Consider the following 20,963-nt stretch of genomic DNA (forward strand, 5'->3'; position numbering starts at 1 on the left):
CTTATAAATAAGAAAATCTTAACATTAAGCGAGGCGGTAAGCTTTGCTTGCCAGCGTGGGGTCATTCGGTAATACTCTGCCGCCTTGCTCAGGTGGAGTGTTCATGTCGAGAGATAACGCCCGATTGTTTGAGAATCCCTGGCTGTCGCAAATCGACAGTGTAGAAAGGAATCTTATCAATTACGCGCCCGATGCACGGCGAGCTGCCCCTGTTTCCATGGTGCCGGTGGGGTGGATTGAGTGCGGTGAACGGGCTGATGCGCAGTTGGCGTTATTGGCACAACAACCCGATGAGCTGGTGAAGCGTTTGAAAAGCTGGCGACAGGCTGGATTGCTGACCAGCCAGGCTGCGGAAAGCTTCCGTCAGTTGCAGCGTTTGACGCAAACCAGCGTTGCGCGTAATCAACCGATTACGCAGCTTGAAGAGTATCAGCAGTTGGTGGGGCAGTTAACGCCGACGCTGGAACGGATCAACCAACGCCTTAATGCCCAGCGCCAGTCTGCCACCCTGGCGGATGACAGCCTTGAAGTGGCGCTGCGTATCGCCGAGAAACGTCGCCGCTTAGAGTAATGAGCGCAGCGGTGCGCCCGTCACCCAACCCTGAATATCTTCCACGGCCTGCGTAAAGTAGGTGCGGTAATTGCTGTCGGCGACATAGCCGAGATGTGGCGTTGCCAGCACGTTGGGCAACTGACGCAGCGGGTGATCAGCGGGCAACGGCTCCTGCTCAAACACATCAAGGCCGGCTCCGGCAAGCTGGCCGGATTGCAGTGCCGCTATCATCGCCTGCTGATCGACAATCGCGGCGCGCGAGGTGTTTATCAACAGCGCACCCGGTTTCATTTGGGCCAGCGCCTGGTGATCGATCAAGTGGCGCGAGCGTTCGCTCAGTACCAAATGCACGGAAATAAAATCACTGTGACCCATCAGCGCATGCAGCGAAGGCATCCGCTCAACCCCGCATTCTGCAGCGCGCTCGGCGGTCAGATTTTGGCTCCACGCGCAAACGCGCATGCCAAACGCCTGCGCCACTTTTGCCATCTCACCGCCAATTTTACCCAAGCCGAGTAACCCCAGCGTTTTGCCCTGCAGACCCAGGCCCAGCGTTTGCTGCCAGGGCCCGTTGTTGCGTAGAGCCTGATTCTCCACGCCAATCTGACGCGCCAGCCCAATCAGCAGGCCCCAGCTGAGTTCCATTGGCGCAGCGCTGCTGCTGGCGGTGCCGCACACGGCAATGTAACGTTCGGCGCAGGCGTGCAGATCAATTGAGGCATTGCGCATGCCGGAAGTGACCACCAGTTTCAGGTTTGGTAAGCGGCCAATCAGTTCTGCGGTCAGCGGTGTGCGTTCGCGCATGATGACCAGTATATCGGCGTGTTCAATGTGACGAACCAATTCGTCTTCATTATCGAAATGCTGGGTGAGTGCGGTGGTGTTAACGGTGGGGGCGAGCGATGCCCAGTCCGCTAAAGACAGGGCAACATTCTGGTAATCATCAAGAATCAGACAGTTCAGGCTCATGAGGTTCCTCAACAAGAAGCGGCCGCTGCCCCTGCTCGTTGAGCCAGGCACGCAGCCGATCATTATCCATTGGACGGGCGTAATAATAGCTTGAATCAGCACCACGCCACGCTGTTGCAGGTACTCGAATTGTAACGAGGTTTCCACCCCTTCACCGAGCACATCCAGCTTGAGTTTGTGGCACAGGTTAATGATGGCATCCAGCACCGGGGTTTCCACATCCATCCCTTCAATCGCATTAATAAAGCCACGATCGATTTTCAGGTAATCCAGCGGGAAGGTTAGCAAATAAGAGAGTGAACAGTGGCCGGTGCCGAAGTCATCAATCGCCACCTTCATGCCGTGCGATTGCAGGTGGCGCAGTTTGCGAGCCACCAGTTCGCCATCATCAATCAGGCTACGTTCGGTGAGTTCCAGCGTGACCACCATTTGCTTGTCTTTGATCCGACGGGCAAAGCGCTGAATATCCTGCACAAAATCGGCATGTTGCAAATGTTCTGCCGCCACGTTCAGGCCGATGTGGAAACCGGGCTCGACCTGCCAGCTCTGAATATCTTCCGCCATCAAATCCAGCAAATGCTGGGTGAGCGGGACAATCACGCCTTCCGCTTCTGCGTGGCTGATAAAAATATCTGGGCGGATCATCTCCCCATTCGGCAATTGCCAGCGTAACAAGGCTTCCGCGCCTTTGCAGCGCTCGATCTCAGTACTGTAAACCGGCTGGTAGTGCACCGAGAACTGACGATTACGGATGGCGCGGCGAATTTCATCGCCCCATGAAATGCGGCGGCGCAGCCAGTTGGCGGTCAGCACCATCAACAGAATGGAGAAAATCGCCGCCATTGGCAGGAAGATAAACAGCGCCTGACGCCAGGCTTTCAACAGTTCGGAGGCGGGCACCGTGACATTAACGCTAATCGGGTAGCGGCTGGATTCGGCCTGATAGGGTTCACTTTTCAGGTACAGCTCGGGTTCGATTTCGGCAGGGCCGCTGGTGATCGGCGCGCCGCCGCTAAAGCGCAGGCTCATCTGGTAGCCGCGTGACTCACCAATCGCATGCATAAAGTCCATCAGATACTGGCCGTCAATCACCGCCCAGAACCCGGTGGTATCCGGCAACTGGCGCACAAACACCACGGCAGGGCGATTCGGCACACCGAAAGTGCCACGAATCGAGATGCTCCACCAGGCTTTGCCGGTGATCGGCGGCGGTTGCATCATCATCTGCGTCAGAGTGCCATTAGCTAGCCCAAAGGCCGATGAGCAACTGATGTTCTCACCGCTCAGTAATCCGACCGAGCGAAAATAGGCGTTCAGCGTGCCCGCACGCTGCAGCTGGTCTTCGATTTTGTCACAAGGCTGATAATGGAACTGACGCAGCTGGGTGATCATATCCCAGGCGTTATCGCTCATCTTTTCGGCTTGGGTGATCAATGAGTTGGCGGTGGATATCTGCTGCTGGCTGACCGTGTGCCGCGCTTCAATGGCTGTACAAAGGATGCCCAGTACCAGAGGTAATAACCCGGCACAGACAATTAACAGCCAGCCAAAATCGCGATTTCTTTTTGCGGAGGCACCTGACTTTCCTCGGTCATTTTTAGCAGCAGATGAGGGCTAAGCTGCGGCGTCAGCAGCATAACACTTCCAGGGGCCGTGCATGTTAGCGTTTTGATTTTGCGCTGAACTGACTCAGGTCAATTATCGGTGCCGCTTTGCGTTAATTGACAATGTTTTGCCGTTATTGGCATTTCCCAGCGGGAAAAGCGCTGTGCCACGATGTTGGGAAAGCATATTGACCTGAAATGAGGAGCGAAAATGAGCACTGAAACCCTGGATGTGGCGTCCCTGCGGCAGCGGATTAGCGAAGGAGAATGGCAGGCGCGCGTTAAGCTGGCGCAGGCCTATCATCTGGCGGCGAAACTACGCTGGACCGACCATATTTACACCCATTTCTCTTTGCGTGTTCCGGGCGATCAGCCCCATTTTCTGATTAACGCGTTTGGCCAAACCTTCGATGAGATCTCAGCGGAAACGCTGGTGAAAATCGACATCGACGGCAATATCATCGATGACCCTACCGGGCTTGGCATCAATCACGCCGGATTTGTCATTCACAGTGCCATTCACCGTGCGCGTCCGGATGCGCATGCGGTGCTGCACACCCACACCGCAGCAGGCATTGGCGTTTCAGCTCAGCGCAATGGATTGCTGATGATTTCCCAGCACAGCACCCGTTTTCATAAGCGCCTTGGCTATCACGATTATGAAGGTATCGCGCTGGATCTCGACGAGCAGCAGCGCATCGTGGCCGATCTTGGCGATCTCAATGCGTTGATCCTGCGCAATCACGGCTTGCTGACCAGCGGTGGCAGCATCGAAGAGGCGTTTTACAACCTCTATTACCTCGAACGGGCCTGTCAGGCGCAGTTAGCGGCACAGTCAGGCGGTGCGGATTTGATCATCCTGCCTGATGCGGTCTCCGAGAAAGCGGCACAAGCCTTCGACAACAGCATCCGTAACCACAAATATCAGCTGCACTGGGATGCTTACATCCGCCAGCTCAATCGCAACGCACTCTGAGAACGCCCGATGAAATGGCTGAAACCGGTAGTTTCGACGCTGTTGCTGTGCGCGGCGTTTAGCAGTCAGGCGTCACCTGACTTGAGTAAAGTCACTTTGGTGCTTGGCGATCAGGCACGCAATCTGCGCTCGTTGATTGAGGCCGCAGATGTGATGAAGGATGCGCCGTATCAATATCGCTGGGCGAATTTCCAGGGCGCGGCGCCGCTGTTTGAAGCACAGCGTGCGGGCGCGGTTGATACCTCCTACGCCGGGGATCTGCCGGTGCTGATGGCGGCGTCCGGCGGCGTGCCGTTAAAGATCATCGCCACCAACGTCGGCGATGCCGGGTCGAACGGCGTGATCGTCCCAGCGGATTCCCCGATCCACAGCGTGAAAGATCTGGCCGGAAAGGAAGTGGTGGTGTCATCGGCGCGCGGCAGCATTTCGCAGCATCTGCTGTATGAGGCGCTGGAAGAAGCGCAGGTCAAACGCGATGCGGTGCCAGTGCGGTTTGTGTTGCCTACCGATGCCAGCGCGGCGTTTAATTCCGGGCAGATTGCCGCCTGGGCCACGTTCGATCCCTATCTGGGGATTGCCGAGCAGCACGGTGCGCGCCTGCTGCGCGATGGCAAAGGGCTTACCACCGCGCTGTCGTTTGTCACCGCCACGCAAAGCTCGCTGGACGATCCCGCTAAGCGCGCCGCGATAGTTGATTTCACGCATCGCCTGGCGAAAGCCCGTGAATGGGCGCTGGAACATCCGCAGCAGTACAACGCGGTTTATGCCCAGCTAACGCGGCTCTCGCCGGAGGATGCGCAGAAAATTACGCCGCGCATTTCACACGGTATTCGTGGCGTAACGGCAGAAGACGTGGCGAAGGTGCAGAAGGTGTCGGATTTGTTTAGCGAGCTGAAGATTTTGCCGAACAAGGTCGATGTGCAAGCGATTACCGATAACAGCGTGTTTAGGCAATAAGCGCCAACCCGGCGCGATGAATCGCGCCGTTACACTTATGTGCACATCAACTTGCGCGAAGCCTCTCGCCGCGACGCTGATTTGCACATGCTGTAGCGGCGCAAACCCCTGGCTATTAACGCGGACGCGATCCCGGTCGCCCGTTGCCTAGCATAATAGCCAATCGGCTGCCGCCTGGTGTGGTCTCCATTAATATCTTGGTGACGCTGGTCAATGGCACCGACAGCAGCATGCCCACCGGCCCCAGTAGCCAGCCCCAGAAAATCAGCGACAGGAACACCACCAGCGTGGAGAGCCCCAATCCGCGCCCCATCAATTTGGGCTCCAGCATGTTGCCAAACACCATATGGATGGCACCAAACAGCGCGGCCACAAACATCGCATCGTAAACCCCGTTGAGCACCAGCGCCTGAATGAACGGTGGGATGCCTGCAATAATTGGCCCGATGTTGGGGATGAAGTTGAGAATAAACGCCACCACGCCCCAGAACAGCGCGAACTTCACGCCAATCAGTTCCAGCGCCAGCCATACGGCGATGCCGGTAATGACACTCACCAGCGTCTTCAACGCCAGATAGTGCGTCACACCTTTCAACGCTTTGTGTAATCCGGCAATACGGATTTGTGGGTTGACCATCGCGTTGCGCATTTTGTACGGCAGGTGACGTACTTCGAACAGCATGAATACCACGGTGAGGATCAGCAGCAGCACGTTAGTCATGGCACCGGAAAACTGTTTCAGCAGCGTGGTGGCCATGTCCATCATCACGTTGGGGTCGAGTCGCGCGGCTAAGGCTTCCGTGGAGATGTTGATATGAAAGCGTGCGGCGAAATGTTGAACCACCGCGAGCTTCTGCTCCAGCATGCTGCGAATTTGCGGATAGGTATCGCTGAAGTCGCTGGCCGAACTGGCCATCACGCCAATCAGCAGCAGAATGACGATGAAGATAACCGTTATTACCAGGGTGATTGCCAGGCTGCGTTTTACGCCCCGGCGCATCAGAAGGGTCACCAGCGGATTCAGCACAACTGCCAGAAAGCTGGCAAGTAAGAAGGGCACCAGGATCTCTGACGCGGCGCGAATGCCCGCCAGAATAATCACCAGCATGGCCAGTTTGACTAATATGTTTTGGCCAATTTTTTCCTGGGGCAGGTTGTTCATTCACTCTCCTGAGTCATTAAAAGCTCTGAAGAGTGTAGTTGAACGAAAGTAAGTGATTGTTTGTTTAGGATTAAGCGAAACGCGTTGCATGCGTTTTTCGGCAAGGGGGCTGTGTATCGCGCATTAAATTGCGCCGCTACGGGTATGTGCAGCTAATTTGTAGCGGCGCGATTCATCGCGCTAACTATTTCCCCTGGCGCTGCATCAGCGCGGTGGCGCCCAGCATCAAGGTCAGGCTGGCCAGCAGCGTCAAGGTCGCCATCGCCATGCCTTGCCCCACCGAACCCTGCTCGAACTGCCGCCAGATAAAGATCGCCACGGTTTGTGTGCCAGCGGGTGCCAGCAGCAGCGATGTCACCAGCTCGCGCGAGGCCACGGCAAACACCATCATCATCGCTGCCAGTAAACTGGGGGCGACCAGCGGGAACACAATCAAGCGCAGCGCCTGCAAACGTGACGCGCCGTGCACGCGTGCCGCCGGTTCCAGCGTCGGGGCCAACTGGCGCAGCGCACTGCTGACATAGCGCACCGGCCACGGCAACAGCAGGCAGCTGTAGGAAAGCAGCAGGATAAACAGGGTGTTGTACGGTGAAACTGGCCAGAAGCCGCGGTTCCACAGCAAAATCAAACCGACGCCGACCACCACGCCGGGCATCGCCGCAGGCAGCAACGCCAGACCATCCATCATCGCCAGCAAACGCGTTTTGCCTTCTGACACGCGCCAGGCGATCAGGAATCCGAGCAAGCCGGTTAATAGTGCCGCGCCCAACGCCAGGCCAATGCTGGTGGAGAACGCCGCCAGCGCATCCCCTTGCTGACTGAACAGCGCACCGAAGTGGCGCAGCGTCAGGTTATCCAGATGCAGTCCGCCGGAAAGTGTATTGAGCAATCCACTGAGCGTCATCGCGCCGAGCGGCAGCACCACGGCGAGTAAAACGGTAAGGATAAACGGCAGCAGCATCAGCGGTAGCCAACGTCCTCCCTCGGCCAGTTCCTGCGCCACCGGTTTGCCGTTCACTGCCGTCACATCGCTGCTGCCGGTCAGTTTGCGTTGCAGGAACCAGGCGGTCAGCGCCACCAGGCTCAACATCAATGAGAGCGAGGCTGCTCCCGGCAAGTCAATTGGCCAGTCCGCCAGTTTGGTTTCGATGCCGACGGTCATCAGCGTCAGATGTGCCTGAGTACCGAGCGCCGCAGGCACGCCGTACTCCTCAATCGCCAGCGTAAACGCCAGCAGCACGCCGCCCGCCAGCGCGGGTAAGGTCAGCGGCAGGGTGATCTGGGCGAAGGCGCGCCACGCCGATGCACCGTGCACGCGGGCTACCCAGGCGAGGCGTTGTCCGCTCGCCATCAGCGAACGCGACACCGCAAAATAGACCACCGGGAAGATATTCAGCGTCATCACCAGAATCATGCCGGTACTGCTAAACAGCAGGCTGTCGAGGTTGATGCCGGTGAGCTGTTGCAGATAGCCATTGCGTTGCAGCGCCAGCGTCCACGACAGCGCCACGATATAAGGTGGGGTGAGAAAGGGGATCAGGAACAGCAGATCCCACAGAACCGCACCCGGCAAGCGGCACAGGCCGCGCAGTGCGCCGAGCGGTAAGCCCAGCAGCAAACTGCACAGCGCCACGCCACCGCCGATTTTCAGCGTGCCCAGCCACATCGGCGCCAGTTGGGGATCCTCAAACAGTGCCGGTAACGCACTGAAGGCCCCCCTCCAGCTACCCTCGCCAAACTGCGGAAACAGCGCCTGCAGCACAATAAACAGCAGCGGCAGCGCCACCAGCAGTATCAGCGCCAGCAAAATCAATCCATTTAGGGCACGCGACATCATCTATTTACTGCCCGAACAGCGCGCCAAAGCGCTTCAGCACCGCCGAGCGCTCGCTGCTGCCATCGCTATTCGCGGGCAGCAGTTTGATCTCGGTGAACAGCGGACGCTGTGCTTTGATATCGGTACGCGCGGGCATCAACCAGGCTTTAGCCACTTGCTCCTGGCCTTCATCCGACAGCACATAATCAACGAACTTTTTCGCGTCATCAGCATGCTGGCTGCTCTTGAGAATCATCATCGGACGCGGCGCGACCACGGTGCCGTTCTCCGGGAAGATCACCTTCACGCTTTCGCCCTGCGCAATGTTGTTATAGGTGACGTAATCCACCGCACCAAACACTGCCGCTTTCGCGCCCTGCAACACTGGTGTTACCGCCTGAGCGTTGGGGCCGCTCATTACCATGCCGTTGGCTTTCAGCTGGTCAAACAGCTGCCAGGCTTTTTCGCCTTCGCTGTTTTGCAGGCCAATCAGCAGATCGAGTGAAGCTCCGGACAGCGCTGGATCGGGAGTCGTCACTTTGTCTTTGAACGCGGGCGCGGTGAGATCCTGCCAGGTTTTCGGTTCTGGCGTGTCGCTTTTGGTGTTCCACACGATGCCAAGCGCCGAAATGCCCTGTGCCACATAGTTTGCGGTTTTGAACTGCTCTGGCACTTTCGTCGCGTTGGCGCTTTCGTACGGCAGCAGCCAGCCACGATGTTGCAGATCTTCGGCGGTATCCCACGAGGCAGAGATCAGCACATCGGCTTGCGGATTGGCCTGTTCAGCTTCCAAACGCGCCATCACTTTACCGGTGGTGGCCTGGAAGATATTCACTTTAATACCGGTTTGCTTTTCGAATCCGGTGGCAAGACTTTTTGATAGCGAACCCGGACCAGCGGTGTACACCGTCAGTGCCTGGGCGTCGTTGATCATCATAGCGGAGGTCAAAATCATCGCGCTGATGGCTCCTGTTTTAACTGACTTGAGAGATGGCATTGCGGTCCCCTGAGAGGTGAGTAACGGAAACAATCTGGCCCTGTGCCAGGTGAATAATGCGGTCGGCGAGCGTGTTGGCTTCCTCGCGGTCATGCGTGACGTAAACAGCGGTAATGCCCGCGCTGCGCAGTAAATCCGCCATGGTGTGCACCAGGGTTTCGCGCAGATCGCGGTCAAGATTGGAGAGCGGTTCGTCGAACAACAAAATCGCGGGTTTGGCGACCAGAGCACGGGCGAGGGCGACGCGCTGCTGCTGTCCGCCAGAGAGCAACGCCGGTTTGCGATCGCCAAAATCAGCCAGGCCAACCTGCGCCAGTGCGGCGTCGGCTTGTTCACGGGAAGCGGCTTTCTTCACACCGCGCATGCGCAGTGGGAAGGCGACGTTTTGCGCCACGGTCATGTGCGGCCACAGGGCGTAATCCTGAAACACCATGCCGAGGTTGCGGCGTTCCGGTGCATCGCAATGGCGGGCAGAGGCGACACAGCGATCGCCAATCCACAATTCGCCTTCGCTGGGCTGCAGCAAACCCGCCAGCAGTTTTAGCAGCGTGCTTTTGCCACAGCCGCTCGGGCCGAGCAGCGCAAGGATTTCGCCTGCGGGAATGGTCAGGGAGAGATCGTGCAGAATCGTCAGGTTATTCACTGACCATCTGAGATTTTTCAGTTCGATAGGCACGGCATGCGTCACTGGCCACCTCCGGTAACGGAGTAGCACTGTGGCACGCGCGCCTGACAGCAAATCAGGAGCATCATTAATTTTCCTCAATACCCTAAATAATTCGGGTTGTAGCAAGGCGGCAAGCGTGTGAATCCCTCGGAGCTGACTAAAGTCAGTGACTGGGGTGAGCACGCGAAGCCAACGCCGCTACGGCACGAAGTATGCCGGGTATATCCTCTTTGGGATTTAGTGGGCGCGAGTGTAAGTGGGTGATATGACGAAATGATGACCATAAATTAGGGCGATCGCCGGATGCAGTGCGCGGGAAAAGGCGTATAGTTAGCCTTCTATACAAATATTTAGTCACCCACGAGCGCAATCACTCATGCCTGACCAGCCTGCCGCCGCCCCTGAACACGGCCGACTTCGCCTGAATCTCCTGATCCTCTCTATCGTGAAGTTCAATTTCGCCAGCTATCTCACTATCGGACTGCCGCTGGCCGTGCTGCCGGGCTTTGTCCATGACGGATTGGGCTACAGTGCCTTTTGGGCTGGCGTGGTGATTAGCTTGCAGTACATCGCAACCCTGTTGAGTCGCCCGCATGCCGGACGCTATGCGGATTTATGGGGGCCGAAAAAAGTGGTGGTGCTGGGATTGGTGGGTTGCCTGATCAGCGGTATCTGCATCTTGCTCTCTGCGCTCACGGAAGGTCAGGGCATGATGAGTCTGATCTTGCTGTGCCTGGGCCGCGTGATATTGGGCGTGGGACAAAGCTTCTCGGGCACCGGCACTTCACTGTGGGGCGTGGCGCGCGTCGGATCGCTGCATATTGGCCGGGTGATTTCGTGGAACGGCATCGTCACTTACGGCGCGATGGCGATTGGTGCGCCGCTTGGCGTGGTGATTTTCCGCAGCGGCGGCTTGCTGCTGCTCTCCAGCATCATCATCGCGATCTGCGTGCTGGCGATTGCGCTGGCGGTACCGCGTGCGCCGGTCAAAGGCAGCAAAGCCAAACCGCTGCCGTTTCGCGATGTGCTGGGCAAAATCTACGGTTTTGGTTTGATTCTGGCGATGGGATCGGCAGGCTTTGGCGTTATCGCCACCTTTATCACCCTGTTCTATCAGGACAGAGGATGGGACGGCGCGGCGTTTGCGTTGACGATGTTCAGCGCCGCCTTTGTCGGTACGCGACTGCTGTTCCCCAACGCCATCAATAAGCTCGGCGGCCTGCGCGTCGCCAGTATCTGTTTTGCCGTGGAAGCGATCGGACTGTTTCTGGTGGCCGGCTCATTCGATCCCTGGATGGCGAAAATGGGCGCATTCCTGACCGGCGCCGGTTTCTCGCTGGTGTTCCCGGCGATTGGCGTAGTGGCGGTGAAAGTGGTGCCGCAGCAGAATCAGGGCAGCGCACTGGCGACCTATACCGCGTTTATGGATCTGTCGCTGGGCATCACCGGACCGATTGCGGGCTTTATTATGAGTTACGCCGGGGTATCGCTGGTGTATCTGCTCACCGCGCTGCTGGTGTGTTTAGCGCTGTTCTGCACGCTACGCATGATGAAGCGCCTGCCCGCAGAGGTGAACGTAGAAATCAAAGAGAATGCGTAGTGGTGTTAAATCGCTCGGGCATCCTCTAAATAGTTTACGTCAGAGCAAGGCGGCAAGTTTGTAAGTCCCCAGGAGCTTACGCTCGTAAGTGATTGAGGTATGCAAACGTTGTTAAGGCACTCAGGCATCCTCTAAATAGTTTACGTCAGAGCAAGGCGGCAAGTTTGTAAGTCCCCAGGAGCTTACGTCCGTAAGTGACTGGGGCGCACAAACGCAGCCAACGCCGCTATGACGTAAAATATGACGAGGATCGGAAAAAAGGGCCTCCGACCGAGGCCTAACACTAACAAAATGCGTCTTGTTAAGGACACAGATAAGGGTAGGGGAAACGGCGGCAGCGGATTTCAGCCACCGTTTTGATTCAGGCTTGCAGCAACTCAATACTCTGGCGAATTTCGCGCTCAATCTCTTTCGCGCCCCACTTCTCCAGCTCGGTGGAAAACGGCTCAAATGCATAAATGCCTTTGTAGCCCAGCATCTCCAGACGTTTCACCTGCGCCACGCTGTTCAGCACATCGCGGTTGCTCAGCATGATGCGCTCATCATCGGTCAGTTCAGCCGTGGGACGGGTATCCTCCACGCCAGAGAGATGCACTAAACCAATCTGGTTGACGTCAATCTCCTGCGGGAACTCCTGCTCAGCGTTTTCGTACAGATGATGATGGAAGGTATCCAGCAGCAATTTAAACGGTACGCCCGCCTGCTTAATCAGCTGTTGTGTCTGCACCGCCGATCGCAGCGAACTCACCGGAAACCCCAGCGGTTCAACCAGACCCTGAATGCCGTATTCAGCAAAACGCGGTGCCAAAATCTGTAACGCCTGCAGCGTTTTTCTGGCGCGATGGGGATACCCTCATTCAGCGGGCACATCACCAGCGCTTTGGCCCCAATCGCTTTGGCTTCCTGCAATAGCGCTTCGGCTTTGCTCAGCAGCGCGTCATCGGGGCGGTTAAACGGATAGAGCGCATTAATGGTTTCAATCTCGATGTGATACTTATCCGCCAGCGATCGCAGCTGCGTTGCGCTTAGGTCATCGGTTACCTTGCCGCTCGACATATCATTACGCAGTTCCACTTTGCTCAATCCCAGGCGCTGAACCAGCTGGAAAAAGGCTTCAAGGGAAAGCGCTGGCGCAATTTTACGATTGATACAGAAACGGGTTGGATCGATGGCCATGTTTGGCTCCTGTAATAGGGTGCAGGTAAGATGCTGCAAAGAGAACATTTATTTCATTGTTAGTGAATTATGAAATATCAGATATTGGATCTCTCTCGCAAAAATTTCATATTTCGTTTCATGAAGCATCTTTTAGTGGGTGATTTGAGGGGCAAAGCAGGGGCGATGAAGCGGACAATTTACCCGGAAACAGCTTCATTGATCGCCCGCTGATTGAGGCAATCAGGGGATTCTTAGCGCTCATTGGGCAAATACGAAAAAAATGCGATCCATGCCGCTAAAAGGAAATTTTCCAAAAAGAAGTATTTGAAAAATTTATTTCATTGTAATAGCTTCATAGCACGCTTTTCGTATTGCCTGGTCAGGTGGTGTTGCGGTGTTAATCGACTGCCTGCAGGGAACTTCACATCAAAGAGGCAACGACATGACTATCGTAGGAAACTTTATCGGCGGCAAGATTACTCACAGCGCCAGCAATGAAACCATTCCGGTATACGATCCGGCCACCGGCAAAGTCGCGCGTGAACTGACGCAGAGCACCTCTGCGGAAGTTGAGAAAGCGATTGAAATCGCCCACGCTGCATTCCCGGAATGGTCTAAAACTGCACCGCTGCGTCGTGCCCGCGTAATGTTCAACTTCAAAGCGCTGATGGAAAAGCACCGTGAAGAACTGGCGGCGCTGATTGTTTCTGAGCACGGTAAAGTGTGGTCGGATGCGCTGGGTGAACTGACCCGCGGTATTGAAGTGATCGAGTATGCCTGCGGTATTCCGCACCTGATCAAAGGCGAAAACTCGCCTACCGTCGGCACCGGCGTTGACAGCTACTCGCTGATGCAACCGGTGGGTGTGGTGGCGGGGATTACCCCGTTTAACTTCCCGGCGATGGTGCCTCTGTGGATGTTCCCTATTGCCCTGGCGTGCGGTAACACCTTTATTCTCAAGCCACCGGCGCTGGATCCATCAGCCTCTGTGCGCATGGCTGAGCTGCTGAAAGAAGCAGGCCTGCCAGATGGCGTATTCAACGTGGTGCACTCCTCAAACGAAGATGCTGAGCAGCTGTATAAAGACCCGCGTATTGCCGCCGTGAGCTTCGTCGGTTCTTCTGGCGTGGCAGAGCACATCTACAAAACCGCCAGCGCCCACGGCAAACGTGTGCAGGCGTTTGGTGCGGCGAAGAACCACGCCATTGTGATGCCAGATGCCGATCTGGATGCCACCGTGAATGCCATTATGGGCGGCGCGTTTGGTTCAGCCGGCGAACGTTGCATGGCACTGCCCGTGGTTGTGGCGGTCGGTAACGACACCGCTGACAAACTGATTGCGCGTCTGACGCCGCTGATCAAAGCGCTGCGCGTCGGTCCTGGCATCCAGAAAGGGGCTGAAGAGAACGAAATGGGTCCGGTGGTTTCTGCCGCGCACCAGAAGAAAGTGCTGGGCTACATCGACAAAGGTGAAGCTGAGGGCGCGAAACTGGTAGTGGATGGCCGTGGCGTGAAAGTCGCAGGTCATGAAGAAGGATACTACGTGGGCGGCACGCTGTTTGATAACGTCACCCCGGACATGGTGATCTGGCGTGAAGAGATCTTCGGACCGGTATTAAGCATCATGCGTTCTACCGATTTCGACAGCGCACTGAAGCTGGTGAACAGCCATGAATTCGGTAACGGCAGCGCCATCTTCACCAGCAACGGCCACACCGCGCGTGAATTTGTGCACAACGTGGAAGCGGGCATGGTCGGCGTTAACGTACCAGTGCCGGTGCCAATGGCGTTCCACAGCTTCGGCGGCTGGAAGCGTTCCGTGTTTGGTGCCCTGAACGTGCACGGTCCAGACGGTGTACGTTTCTACACTCGTATGAAAACCGCCACCGTGCGTTGGCCGAGCGGTCAGCAGACTGTTTCAGAGTTCAGCATGCCAACGCTGGGCTAATCTCGCTTAACTTAGGAGATCGATGATGTCTTTGATTTCGAAAGCGCAGCAGCCAGATAGCAACGGTCGTATCCAGCATGTCACGCCAGAAAGTGCGGGCTGGGAGTACGTCGGATTTGATGCTTACCTGCTGAAGAAGGGCCAAAGCCTAAAACTCAGCAGCGGCGATAACGAGCTGTGTCTGGTGCTGGTGGCCGGTTTTGCTTCGGTGAAGACCCGCGATGCGGAGTTCCCGAATCTAGGTAAACGACTGTCACCGTTCGAGCGCATTCCACCGTACTCGGTGTATGTGCCGCACCATGATGAAGTGGAAGTCTACGCCGATAGCGACCTTGAACTGGCGGTATGCAGTGCGCCAGGCAAGGGCAATTTACCGGCGCGTCTGATTGCGCCGGCAGATGTCGGCGTGGAGCAGCGTGGCAAAGGGCGCAACAAACGTCTGGTGCATAACATTCTGCCGGATAACAAAGAAGCCGACAGCCTGCTGGTGGTGGAAGTGTATACCGACGAGGGCGCGACCAGCTCGTACCCGAGCCACAAGCACGATCAGAAAACCAGCCCGGACGAAACCTATCTGGAAGAGACCTATTATCACCGTTTCGATCCAGAGCCAGGCTTCGCGATGCAGCGCGTGTATACCGACGACCGTTCACTCGACGAGTGCATGGCGCCGTATAACCGCGATGTGGTGACCGTCCCGCGTGGCTACCATCCGGTGGCAACGATTGCGGGTTACGATAACTACTATCTGAACGTGATGGCCGGTCCGGAGCGCTTGTGGAAGTTTACCTGGGAGAAAGATCACGCCTGGGTGAACAGCGATAAGTATCCGCGCAGCAAATAATTCGTATCGAAGAAAGCAGAAGGGCAGCCACGTGGCTGCCCTTTTTTATGCTGCACGTTCGGCGAGCTTAGTCGCCGATTGAGGTGGTGGTGGTGTTGTTATTCAACGCTAACGAAACTGCCAGCGTCTGCGCCAGACAAAGTGAGGCGACCTGCGAACGGAAGCCATCAACCTGCGCTTCACGCACCACAAAACACACATCACTGAAGGCGGCGAGCGGGCTCACTTGGCTGTCGGTGATGGCAATCAGATGTGCGCCGCGTTTGGCACCCAACTCAACCAGCTCAACCGCTTCACGCGCATACGGTGAGTAACTGATGGCAATCACCACGTCTTTCGGGTTCACCATGCTCAGCTGCTCGGTAAACATGCCGCCGAGGCCGTCGATCAGGAACGCACGACGCTCCAGATGGCGTAATGCGTAAACCAGATAGGATGCGACGCTGAATGAACGACGCAGGCCAATGATGTAAATGTTCTCCGCTTCATCGAGCATCTTGACCGCTCTGTTCAGCTGGTCCGGATTGACCTGCATCGCCAGCTGCTGCAATGCCTGGCTGTTGACCATGGTGAACACGTTGAGGATTTCTACCGGGCTTTCAGGTGAGCTGGCACTGTCATCAGTAGCCGTCTGACGGAACAGACGCGCACGCTCGGTGTAGTTCACGGTTTCTTCCATCAGGTGCTGACGGAAAACCTGTTTCATTTCGTTGAAACCACTGAAGCCAAAAGCGTTGGCAAAGCGGATCAGCGTGGAGGGCGGCACATCGGCCTGTTGCGCGATGGAAGCCACGGTATCGAACGCGATGCTGTTGCTGTTATCAAGAATATAACGAGCCACCTGCTTCAGGCGTTTACTCAGCGTCTCATAGCGACGACGGATATCGTCCTGTAACAAGGTTAGTTGGGTTGGATTATTGGTCATTACTTCGGCCCGTTAAAAAAGAAAATATGGCTGGATAATGAACGCTATAGTACCAGATGGATGGAAAATTTCATTTGTTTGACGCTATCGTGACGGTTATTTCATCGGTTTATGAAATGCCTCACAAAAAGCGGGGAATGGGCGTCTGGGTCTGCCAATAAAAAAAGCGGCCCTTGCGAGCCGCCTTTGCCTGTCATTCAGACTTATCAGCCGCGCGCTGCGCGCCAGTAGCCGATCAGCCGTAAATAGTTGCCTTTCACCGTTTCAATCAGCGCTTTATCATCCAGTTCTCCGTTGAGCCACTGGCGTGACGGCTGGCCGAAGATAGTACGTCCGACGGCAAAGCCTTTCACCCACGGAGCCTGCGCCGCCGCGGCGAAACCGGCTTTCAGCGTCTCTTCCGGTGCATCAAGGCCGAGCAGCAGAATGCCGCGGCAGTGGGGATCGTTCTGTTCGATCAATCCGCTGATGGCCTGCCAGCTCTGGGCCGACAGCGGTGGCAGCTTCCACCAGTCCGGCTGAATGCCGAGGCTGTAGAAGTGGCTCAGCATGTCGTAATAGTACGATTCATTACGGTCTGGATTGCTCTCCGGCAGAATCAGTTCCAGCAGCAGTTCGTGTCCGCTTTTGTTACAGCCATTCCACACATCCAGCACCAGCTCATCCTGCTCTTTACGCAGTTCGGCGCTGTCGTGCGGATGGTAAAACACCAGGCATTTCACCACGTGTTCCGCCGGCCAGTCGATCAGCTGCGAGCCGATGTTGCCATGCTCCAGACGCAGTGGGCGTGAGCTTGGTAGCTCGATCGGACGGCCAATCCACCAATTTTGGCCGGTGATGGCGTTCAGCGCTTTTTGCCCATAAGTGGTATCTGCGAGGATGCCGCTCTTCTCATTCAGACCCGCTTCGTTGGCCGCTTCCTGCGCTGCCTGCAGCAGCAGCACTTTTAACTGTGGAATGCGATCTTCGCTAACGCCGGCTTCGCGCGCCATATCCGCCAGCTGTTTACGATGGTCGAACGCGAACACGTTGAGTTCTGGCCACTGCTGTTTACGGGTGGTGACGCGGTGCAGATGGTTGAGACGCGCATCAAGATCCGGGCGTTTCACGTCTTTGTCGCGGCCGAGGAAATCGTCCAGCTCTTCTTTGGTTGGCATCGCCGGTGCGCAGCCGTGGCGTGACACCACCAGTGCGCCGCAGGCGTTGGCATAGCGGCACGCCTGTTCCCAGCTTTCATCGTTCAGCCAGCCGCGCAGCAGGCCAGACATAAAGGCATCGCCTGCGCCCAGTACGTTCAGGACTTCCACGCGGACGCCGGTTTGCAGTTTGGTCTGCTCCCAGCTATCTGGAATCTCGCCCTCAAACACCACACAACCCAGCGGACCACGTTTGCACACCAGTGTCGCTTTGCTTGCCTGACGCACATTTTTCAGAGCGGTAAGCGTATCGGTGCTGCCGCCGGCGATATGGAACTCTTCTTCCGTTCCGACTACCAAATCGAAATAGTGCAGCACTTCTTGCAGCTGTTGAGTGACATCACCGGATTCAACGAAACGCGTTTCGCCATCACCCAGTGAAGTCAGGCCCCATAGCACCGGACGATAATCGATATCCAATGCGGTGCGCAGGCCGTTACGTTTGGCGATATCTAACGCTTTCAGCACCGCAGCACGCGTCTGCGGATGTGACAGGTGCGTACCGGTCACAGCAACCGCACGAGAAGAGGTGATGAACTCTTCTTTAATATCTTCCGGCACCAGGCCCATATCGGCGCAGTTGTCGCGGTAGAAGATCAGCGGGAAGGTATCTTCATCTTTAATACCGAGGATCACCAGGCCGGTCAGGCGGTCTTTATCGGTGATCAACCCGTCGGTGTTGCAGCCCACGCGCTGCAGCGATTCACGCAGAAAGCGGCCGTTATGCTCATCCCCTACGCGCGCCAGCATGGCAGACTTCAGGCCTTGAATAGCCGTTCCATAGGCCACGTTGCCGGAAGAACCGCCCAGATATTTATTAAAGCTGGTCATATCTTCCAGACGTGATCCGATTTGCTGACCGTAGAGGTCGACGGCGATGCGTCCGATACAAATCACATCAAGCCGCTTCTGTTGTGTACTCATACCTGTGGTTTCCTTCTGTGATAAGCAGACACTGGGGCGAAGACGCCCAACATCAAGCGCTATGCTTCCGGGTTCTCAAGGTGCCTGATTGGCTTTGGTTGCAGTATGAGGAATGAAAATTCCAAATACAATATGAAATGAAACATTCATCGCGATTTTGTGAGCCAGGTAAAACTCTGACCCATGTGGGTTAGCGGCCTGCTTTTAGGCACCGATTTCGCTGATGCTCTGGCTTGTGAGCCAGGTCGCAGGAAAATGCCCGGCAATAAAGGAAGCTACTGAAGTGAAATGAAATTTCGTTATAGCACTGATTTGACCTTCTACTGTTCCACTTTCCCTCTTGCTACCGCTGCGGTGGCACACGTTTCATCGCTGAATTTGATCTCCATCGCAAAATGAAATGTTTCTTCTGTAATCTCGTTTAATGAAAAAAATATTTGTTTATAATCGCCACACGTTTCACTTATCCGCGGGTGCCATTCACGGCAGCGAAAACCCGAACCGCGTTGTACTCATCACCTGAGTACCAGCATGTAAAGGAAGAAGCATATGGGCACAATCAGACTTACCACGGCACAGGCGCTGGTGAAATTTCTTGATAACCAGTACCTGAACGTTGACGGCGTTGAAACCAAATTTGTGAAAGGCATTTTTGCCATTTTCGGTCACGGTAACGTGCTGGGATTGGGACAGGCGCTGGAGCAGGACAGCGGCGATCTGGTGGTGCATCAAGGCCGTAACGAGCAGGGCATGGCCCATGCTGCGATTGGTTTTGCCAAACAGTCGCTGCGTCGCCAGATTATCGCTTGCACCTCTTCGGTCGGGCCGGGCGCGGCGAACATGATTACTGCCGCGGCCACCGCCACCGCTAACCGCATTCCTTTACTGTTGCTGCCGGGCGATGTGTTCGCCACACGCCAGCCGGATCCGGTGCTGCAGCAGATCGAACAGAGCCACGATCTCAGCATCAGCACTAATGATGCCTTCCGCGCGGTGAGCAAATATTGGGATCGCGTCAGCCGTCCTGAACAGCTGATGACGGCCTGTATCAATGCCCTGCGTGTGTTGACCGATCCGGCGGAAACCGGCGCGGTGACCATTGCGCTGCCGCAGGATGTGCAGGCTGAAGCCTGGGACTTCCCGGAATACTTCTTCCAGAAACGTGTGCATCGTCTGGATCGCCGTCTGCCGACCGCTGCCCAGCTGGAAGATGCGCTGTCGCTGATTGCGCGCAAACACAAGCCATTGATCATTGTCGGCGGCGGTCTGAAATATTCCGACGCGGGCGCTGCGCTGCTGAAGTTCGCCGAGCGCTTTAATATTCCGTTTGCGGAAACCCAGGCCGGGAAAGGCACCATCGTCTCGGATCATCCGCTCAACGTCGGTGGCGTCGGTGAAACCGGCTGCCTGGCGGCCAACCTGTTAGCGAAAGAAGCCGATCTGGTGATTGGTATCGGCACGCGCTATACCGATTTTACCACCGCCTCGAAATGGATTTTCCAGAATCCAGAGGTGAGCTATTTGAATCTTAACGTCAGCAATTTCGACAGCTACAAGCTTGATGCGGTGCAGCTGTTGGCGGATGCGCGTGAAGGTCTGACCGCACTGGAAAGCGGCCTGAAAGGGTTTGAAAACCACTGGGGCGGCCAGGTTGAACAGGCACAAAGCAAGCTGCTGAAAGAGACGCAGCGTGTGTATGCCGCCACTTACAACACCGACGATTTCGTTCCTGAAATCGCCGATCACATCGACCGTGAAGCGCTGTTTGCGGAGTTCGAGCGCCTGACGCAATCGGTGCTGACGCAAAGCAGCGTGCTGGGCACCTTAAACGAGCAGCTCCCAAAGGATGCAGTGATTGTCGCGGCAGCGGGCAGTCTGCCGGGCGACCTGCAACGCATGTGGCGCACCAAAGATTACAACTCGTACCACGTTGAGTACGGCTACTCGTGTATGGGTTATGAAGTCAACGCCGCGCTGGGAGTGAAGCTGGCGCAGCCGCAGCGTGAAGTCTACGTCATGGTCGGTGACGGCTCATTTATGATGCTGCACTCCGAGCTGGTCACCTCGATTCAGGAAGGGGCCAAAATCAACGTAGTACTGCTGGATAACATGACCAACGGCTGCATCAACAACCTGCAGATGGAACACGGTATGGACAGCTTCACCACCGAGTTCCGCTTCCGTAACCCGGAAGGCGGCAAGCTGGACGGTGGCTTTGTGCCGGTAGATTTCGCGGCGATTGCGGGCGGTTACGGCTGTAAAACCTATCGCATCACCACGCTGGCGCAGTTAGAAGCCGCGCTGATTGATGCGCAGAAGCAGACTGTTTCGGTGCTGTTCGACATCAAAGTGCTGCCAAAAACCATGATCCACAAATACTTCAGCTGGTGGCACGTGGGCGTGGCGCAAACCTCCACCTCCGAGCGCACGCAGGAAGTGGCCGACGGCCTTAACGTGCATCTTCAACAAGCACGTAAGTACTAACACCCTTTAGGCCGACGTTCGTCGGCTTTTATTAACCCTGTATACCCAAAATAATTCGAGATGCAGGAAGGCGGCCAACGAAAGAATCCCGATGAGCTGATTTAAGTCAGTGATTCGGGTGAATGAGAGCAGCCAACGCATCTGCATCTTGAAGTATGAAGGGGATACTTATCCGACTCTACA

14 protein-coding genes and 2 pseudogenes are annotated in these 20,963 nt (G+C 56.1%); 7 read left to right on the forward strand and 9 right to left on the reverse strand.

The window, feature by feature from the left end; genetic code table 11:
* The first annotated feature begins 103 nt into the window (after positions 1–103).
* The gene (locus tag HA45_RS16685) at positions 104–571 is read left to right on the forward strand and encodes a hypothetical protein (RefSeq protein ID WP_100701838.1); all 468 of its coding nucleotides are present in this window, start codon (positions 104–106) and stop codon (positions 569–571) included.
* Here the strand turns inward: HA45_RS16685 and HA45_RS16690 are convergent.
* Positions 563–1,522 (reverse strand): D-2-hydroxyacid dehydrogenase family protein, encoded by a 960-nt coding sequence (locus HA45_RS16690; RefSeq protein WP_100701837.1) that lies wholly within the window; start codon positions 1,520–1,522, stop codon positions 563–565. The two genes, HA45_RS16685 and HA45_RS16690, sit on opposite strands and share 9 nt — an antisense overlap.
* Positions 1,497–3,064: pseudogene (locus HA45_RS16695) on the reverse strand (EAL domain-containing protein). Before HA45_RS16695 ends, HA45_RS16690 begins: the two are co-directional and overlap by 26 nt.
* A gap of 273 nt (positions 3,065–3,337) precedes the next feature.
* Between HA45_RS16695 and HA45_RS16700 the strand changes: the two are divergent.
* Both HA45_RS16700 and HA45_RS16705 read left to right on the forward strand, forming a co-directional pair.
* Positions 3,338–4,102: a class II aldolase/adducin family protein gene (locus HA45_RS16700; protein ID WP_100701836.1), complete on the forward strand. Its 765-nt coding sequence runs from the start codon at positions 3,338–3,340 to the stop codon at positions 4,100–4,102.
* A 9-nt stretch (positions 4,103–4,111) separates the two neighbouring features.
* On the forward strand, positions 4,112–5,059 hold the full coding sequence (locus tag HA45_RS16705; RefSeq protein ID WP_100701835.1) for an ABC transporter substrate-binding protein: 948 nt from the start codon (positions 4,112–4,114) through the stop codon (positions 5,057–5,059).
* A gap of 115 nt (positions 5,060–5,174) precedes the next feature.
* On the opposite strand, the gene HA45_RS16710 is transcribed toward HA45_RS16705, so the two are convergent.
* From HA45_RS16710 to HA45_RS16725, 4 genes are all read right to left on the reverse strand, one after another.
* Positions 5,175–6,221, reverse strand: coding sequence for an AI-2E family transporter (locus HA45_RS16710; protein WP_100701834.1), 1,047 nt, complete (start codon positions 6,219–6,221; stop codon positions 5,175–5,177).
* 184 nt (positions 6,222–6,405) lie between these two features.
* A complete protein-coding gene (locus tag HA45_RS16715) occupies positions 6,406–8,055 on the reverse strand; it encodes an ABC transporter permease (protein WP_100701961.1) in 1,650 nt (549 codons plus the stop codon).
* A gap of 7 nt (positions 8,056–8,062) precedes the next feature.
* The gene (locus tag HA45_RS16720; RefSeq protein ID WP_205960947.1) at positions 8,063–9,034 is read right to left on the reverse strand and encodes an ABC transporter substrate-binding protein; all 972 of its coding nucleotides are present in this window, start codon (positions 9,032–9,034) and stop codon (positions 8,063–8,065) included.
* Entirely contained in the window at positions 9,012–9,722 is a 711-nt protein-coding gene (locus HA45_RS16725; protein WP_100701832.1) for an ABC transporter ATP-binding protein, read from the reverse strand. The genes HA45_RS16720 and HA45_RS16725 overlap by 23 nt, the downstream gene beginning before the upstream one ends.
* Before the next feature lie 355 nt (positions 9,723–10,077).
* Here HA45_RS16725 and HA45_RS16730 point away from each other — a divergent pair, with 355 nt between their 5' ends.
* The gene (locus HA45_RS16730) at positions 10,078–11,301 is read left to right on the forward strand and encodes an MFS transporter (RefSeq protein WP_100701830.1); all 1,224 of its coding nucleotides are present in this window, start codon (positions 10,078–10,080) and stop codon (positions 11,299–11,301) included.
* A gap of 361 nt (positions 11,302–11,662) precedes the next feature.
* On the opposite strand, the pseudogene HA45_RS16735 reads toward HA45_RS16730, so the two are convergent.
* Positions 11,663–12,477 (reverse strand): annotated as a pseudogene (locus HA45_RS16735) (TIM barrel protein).
* Between the two features lie 424 nt (positions 12,478–12,901).
* Here HA45_RS16735 and HA45_RS16740 point away from each other — a divergent pair.
* Together HA45_RS16740 and iolB are read left to right on the forward strand one after the other, a co-directional pair.
* The gene (locus tag HA45_RS16740; protein WP_100701828.1) at positions 12,902–14,407 is read left to right on the forward strand and encodes a CoA-acylating methylmalonate-semialdehyde dehydrogenase; all 1,506 of its coding nucleotides are present in this window, start codon (positions 12,902–12,904) and stop codon (positions 14,405–14,407) included.
* Between the two features lie 25 nt (positions 14,408–14,432).
* The gene (gene iolB / locus HA45_RS16745; protein ID WP_100701827.1) at positions 14,433–15,251 is read left to right on the forward strand and encodes a 5-deoxy-glucuronate isomerase; all 819 of its coding nucleotides are present in this window, start codon (positions 14,433–14,435) and stop codon (positions 15,249–15,251) included.
* A gap of 67 nt (positions 15,252–15,318) precedes the next feature.
* Here iolB and HA45_RS16750 read toward each other — a convergent pair whose 3' ends face one another.
* Both HA45_RS16750 and HA45_RS16755 read right to left on the reverse strand, forming a co-directional pair.
* On the reverse strand, positions 15,319–16,176 hold the full coding sequence (locus tag HA45_RS16750) for a MurR/RpiR family transcriptional regulator (protein ID WP_100701826.1): 858 nt from the start codon (positions 16,174–16,176) through the stop codon (positions 15,319–15,321).
* A gap of 206 nt (positions 16,177–16,382) precedes the next feature.
* A complete protein-coding gene (locus tag HA45_RS16755) occupies positions 16,383–18,296 on the reverse strand; it encodes a bifunctional 5-dehydro-2-deoxygluconokinase/5-dehydro-2-deoxyphosphogluconate aldolase (protein ID WP_100701825.1) in 1,914 nt (637 codons plus the stop codon).
* A gap of 549 nt (positions 18,297–18,845) precedes the next feature.
* Between HA45_RS16755 and iolD the strand changes: the two genes are divergently transcribed.
* Positions 18,846–20,780 carry a 3D-(3,5/4)-trihydroxycyclohexane-1,2-dione acylhydrolase (decyclizing) gene (iolD, locus tag HA45_RS16760; RefSeq protein ID WP_100701824.1) on the forward strand — a complete coding sequence of 645 codons (1,935 nt, stop codon included), beginning with the start codon at positions 18,846–18,848 and terminating at the stop codon, positions 20,778–20,780.
* Positions 20,781–20,963 lie beyond the last annotated feature (183 nt).

This window comes from Pantoea rodasii (assembly GCF_002095465.1).
Lineage (GTDB): Bacteria > Pseudomonadota > Gammaproteobacteria > Enterobacterales > Enterobacteriaceae > Pantoea > Pantoea rodasii.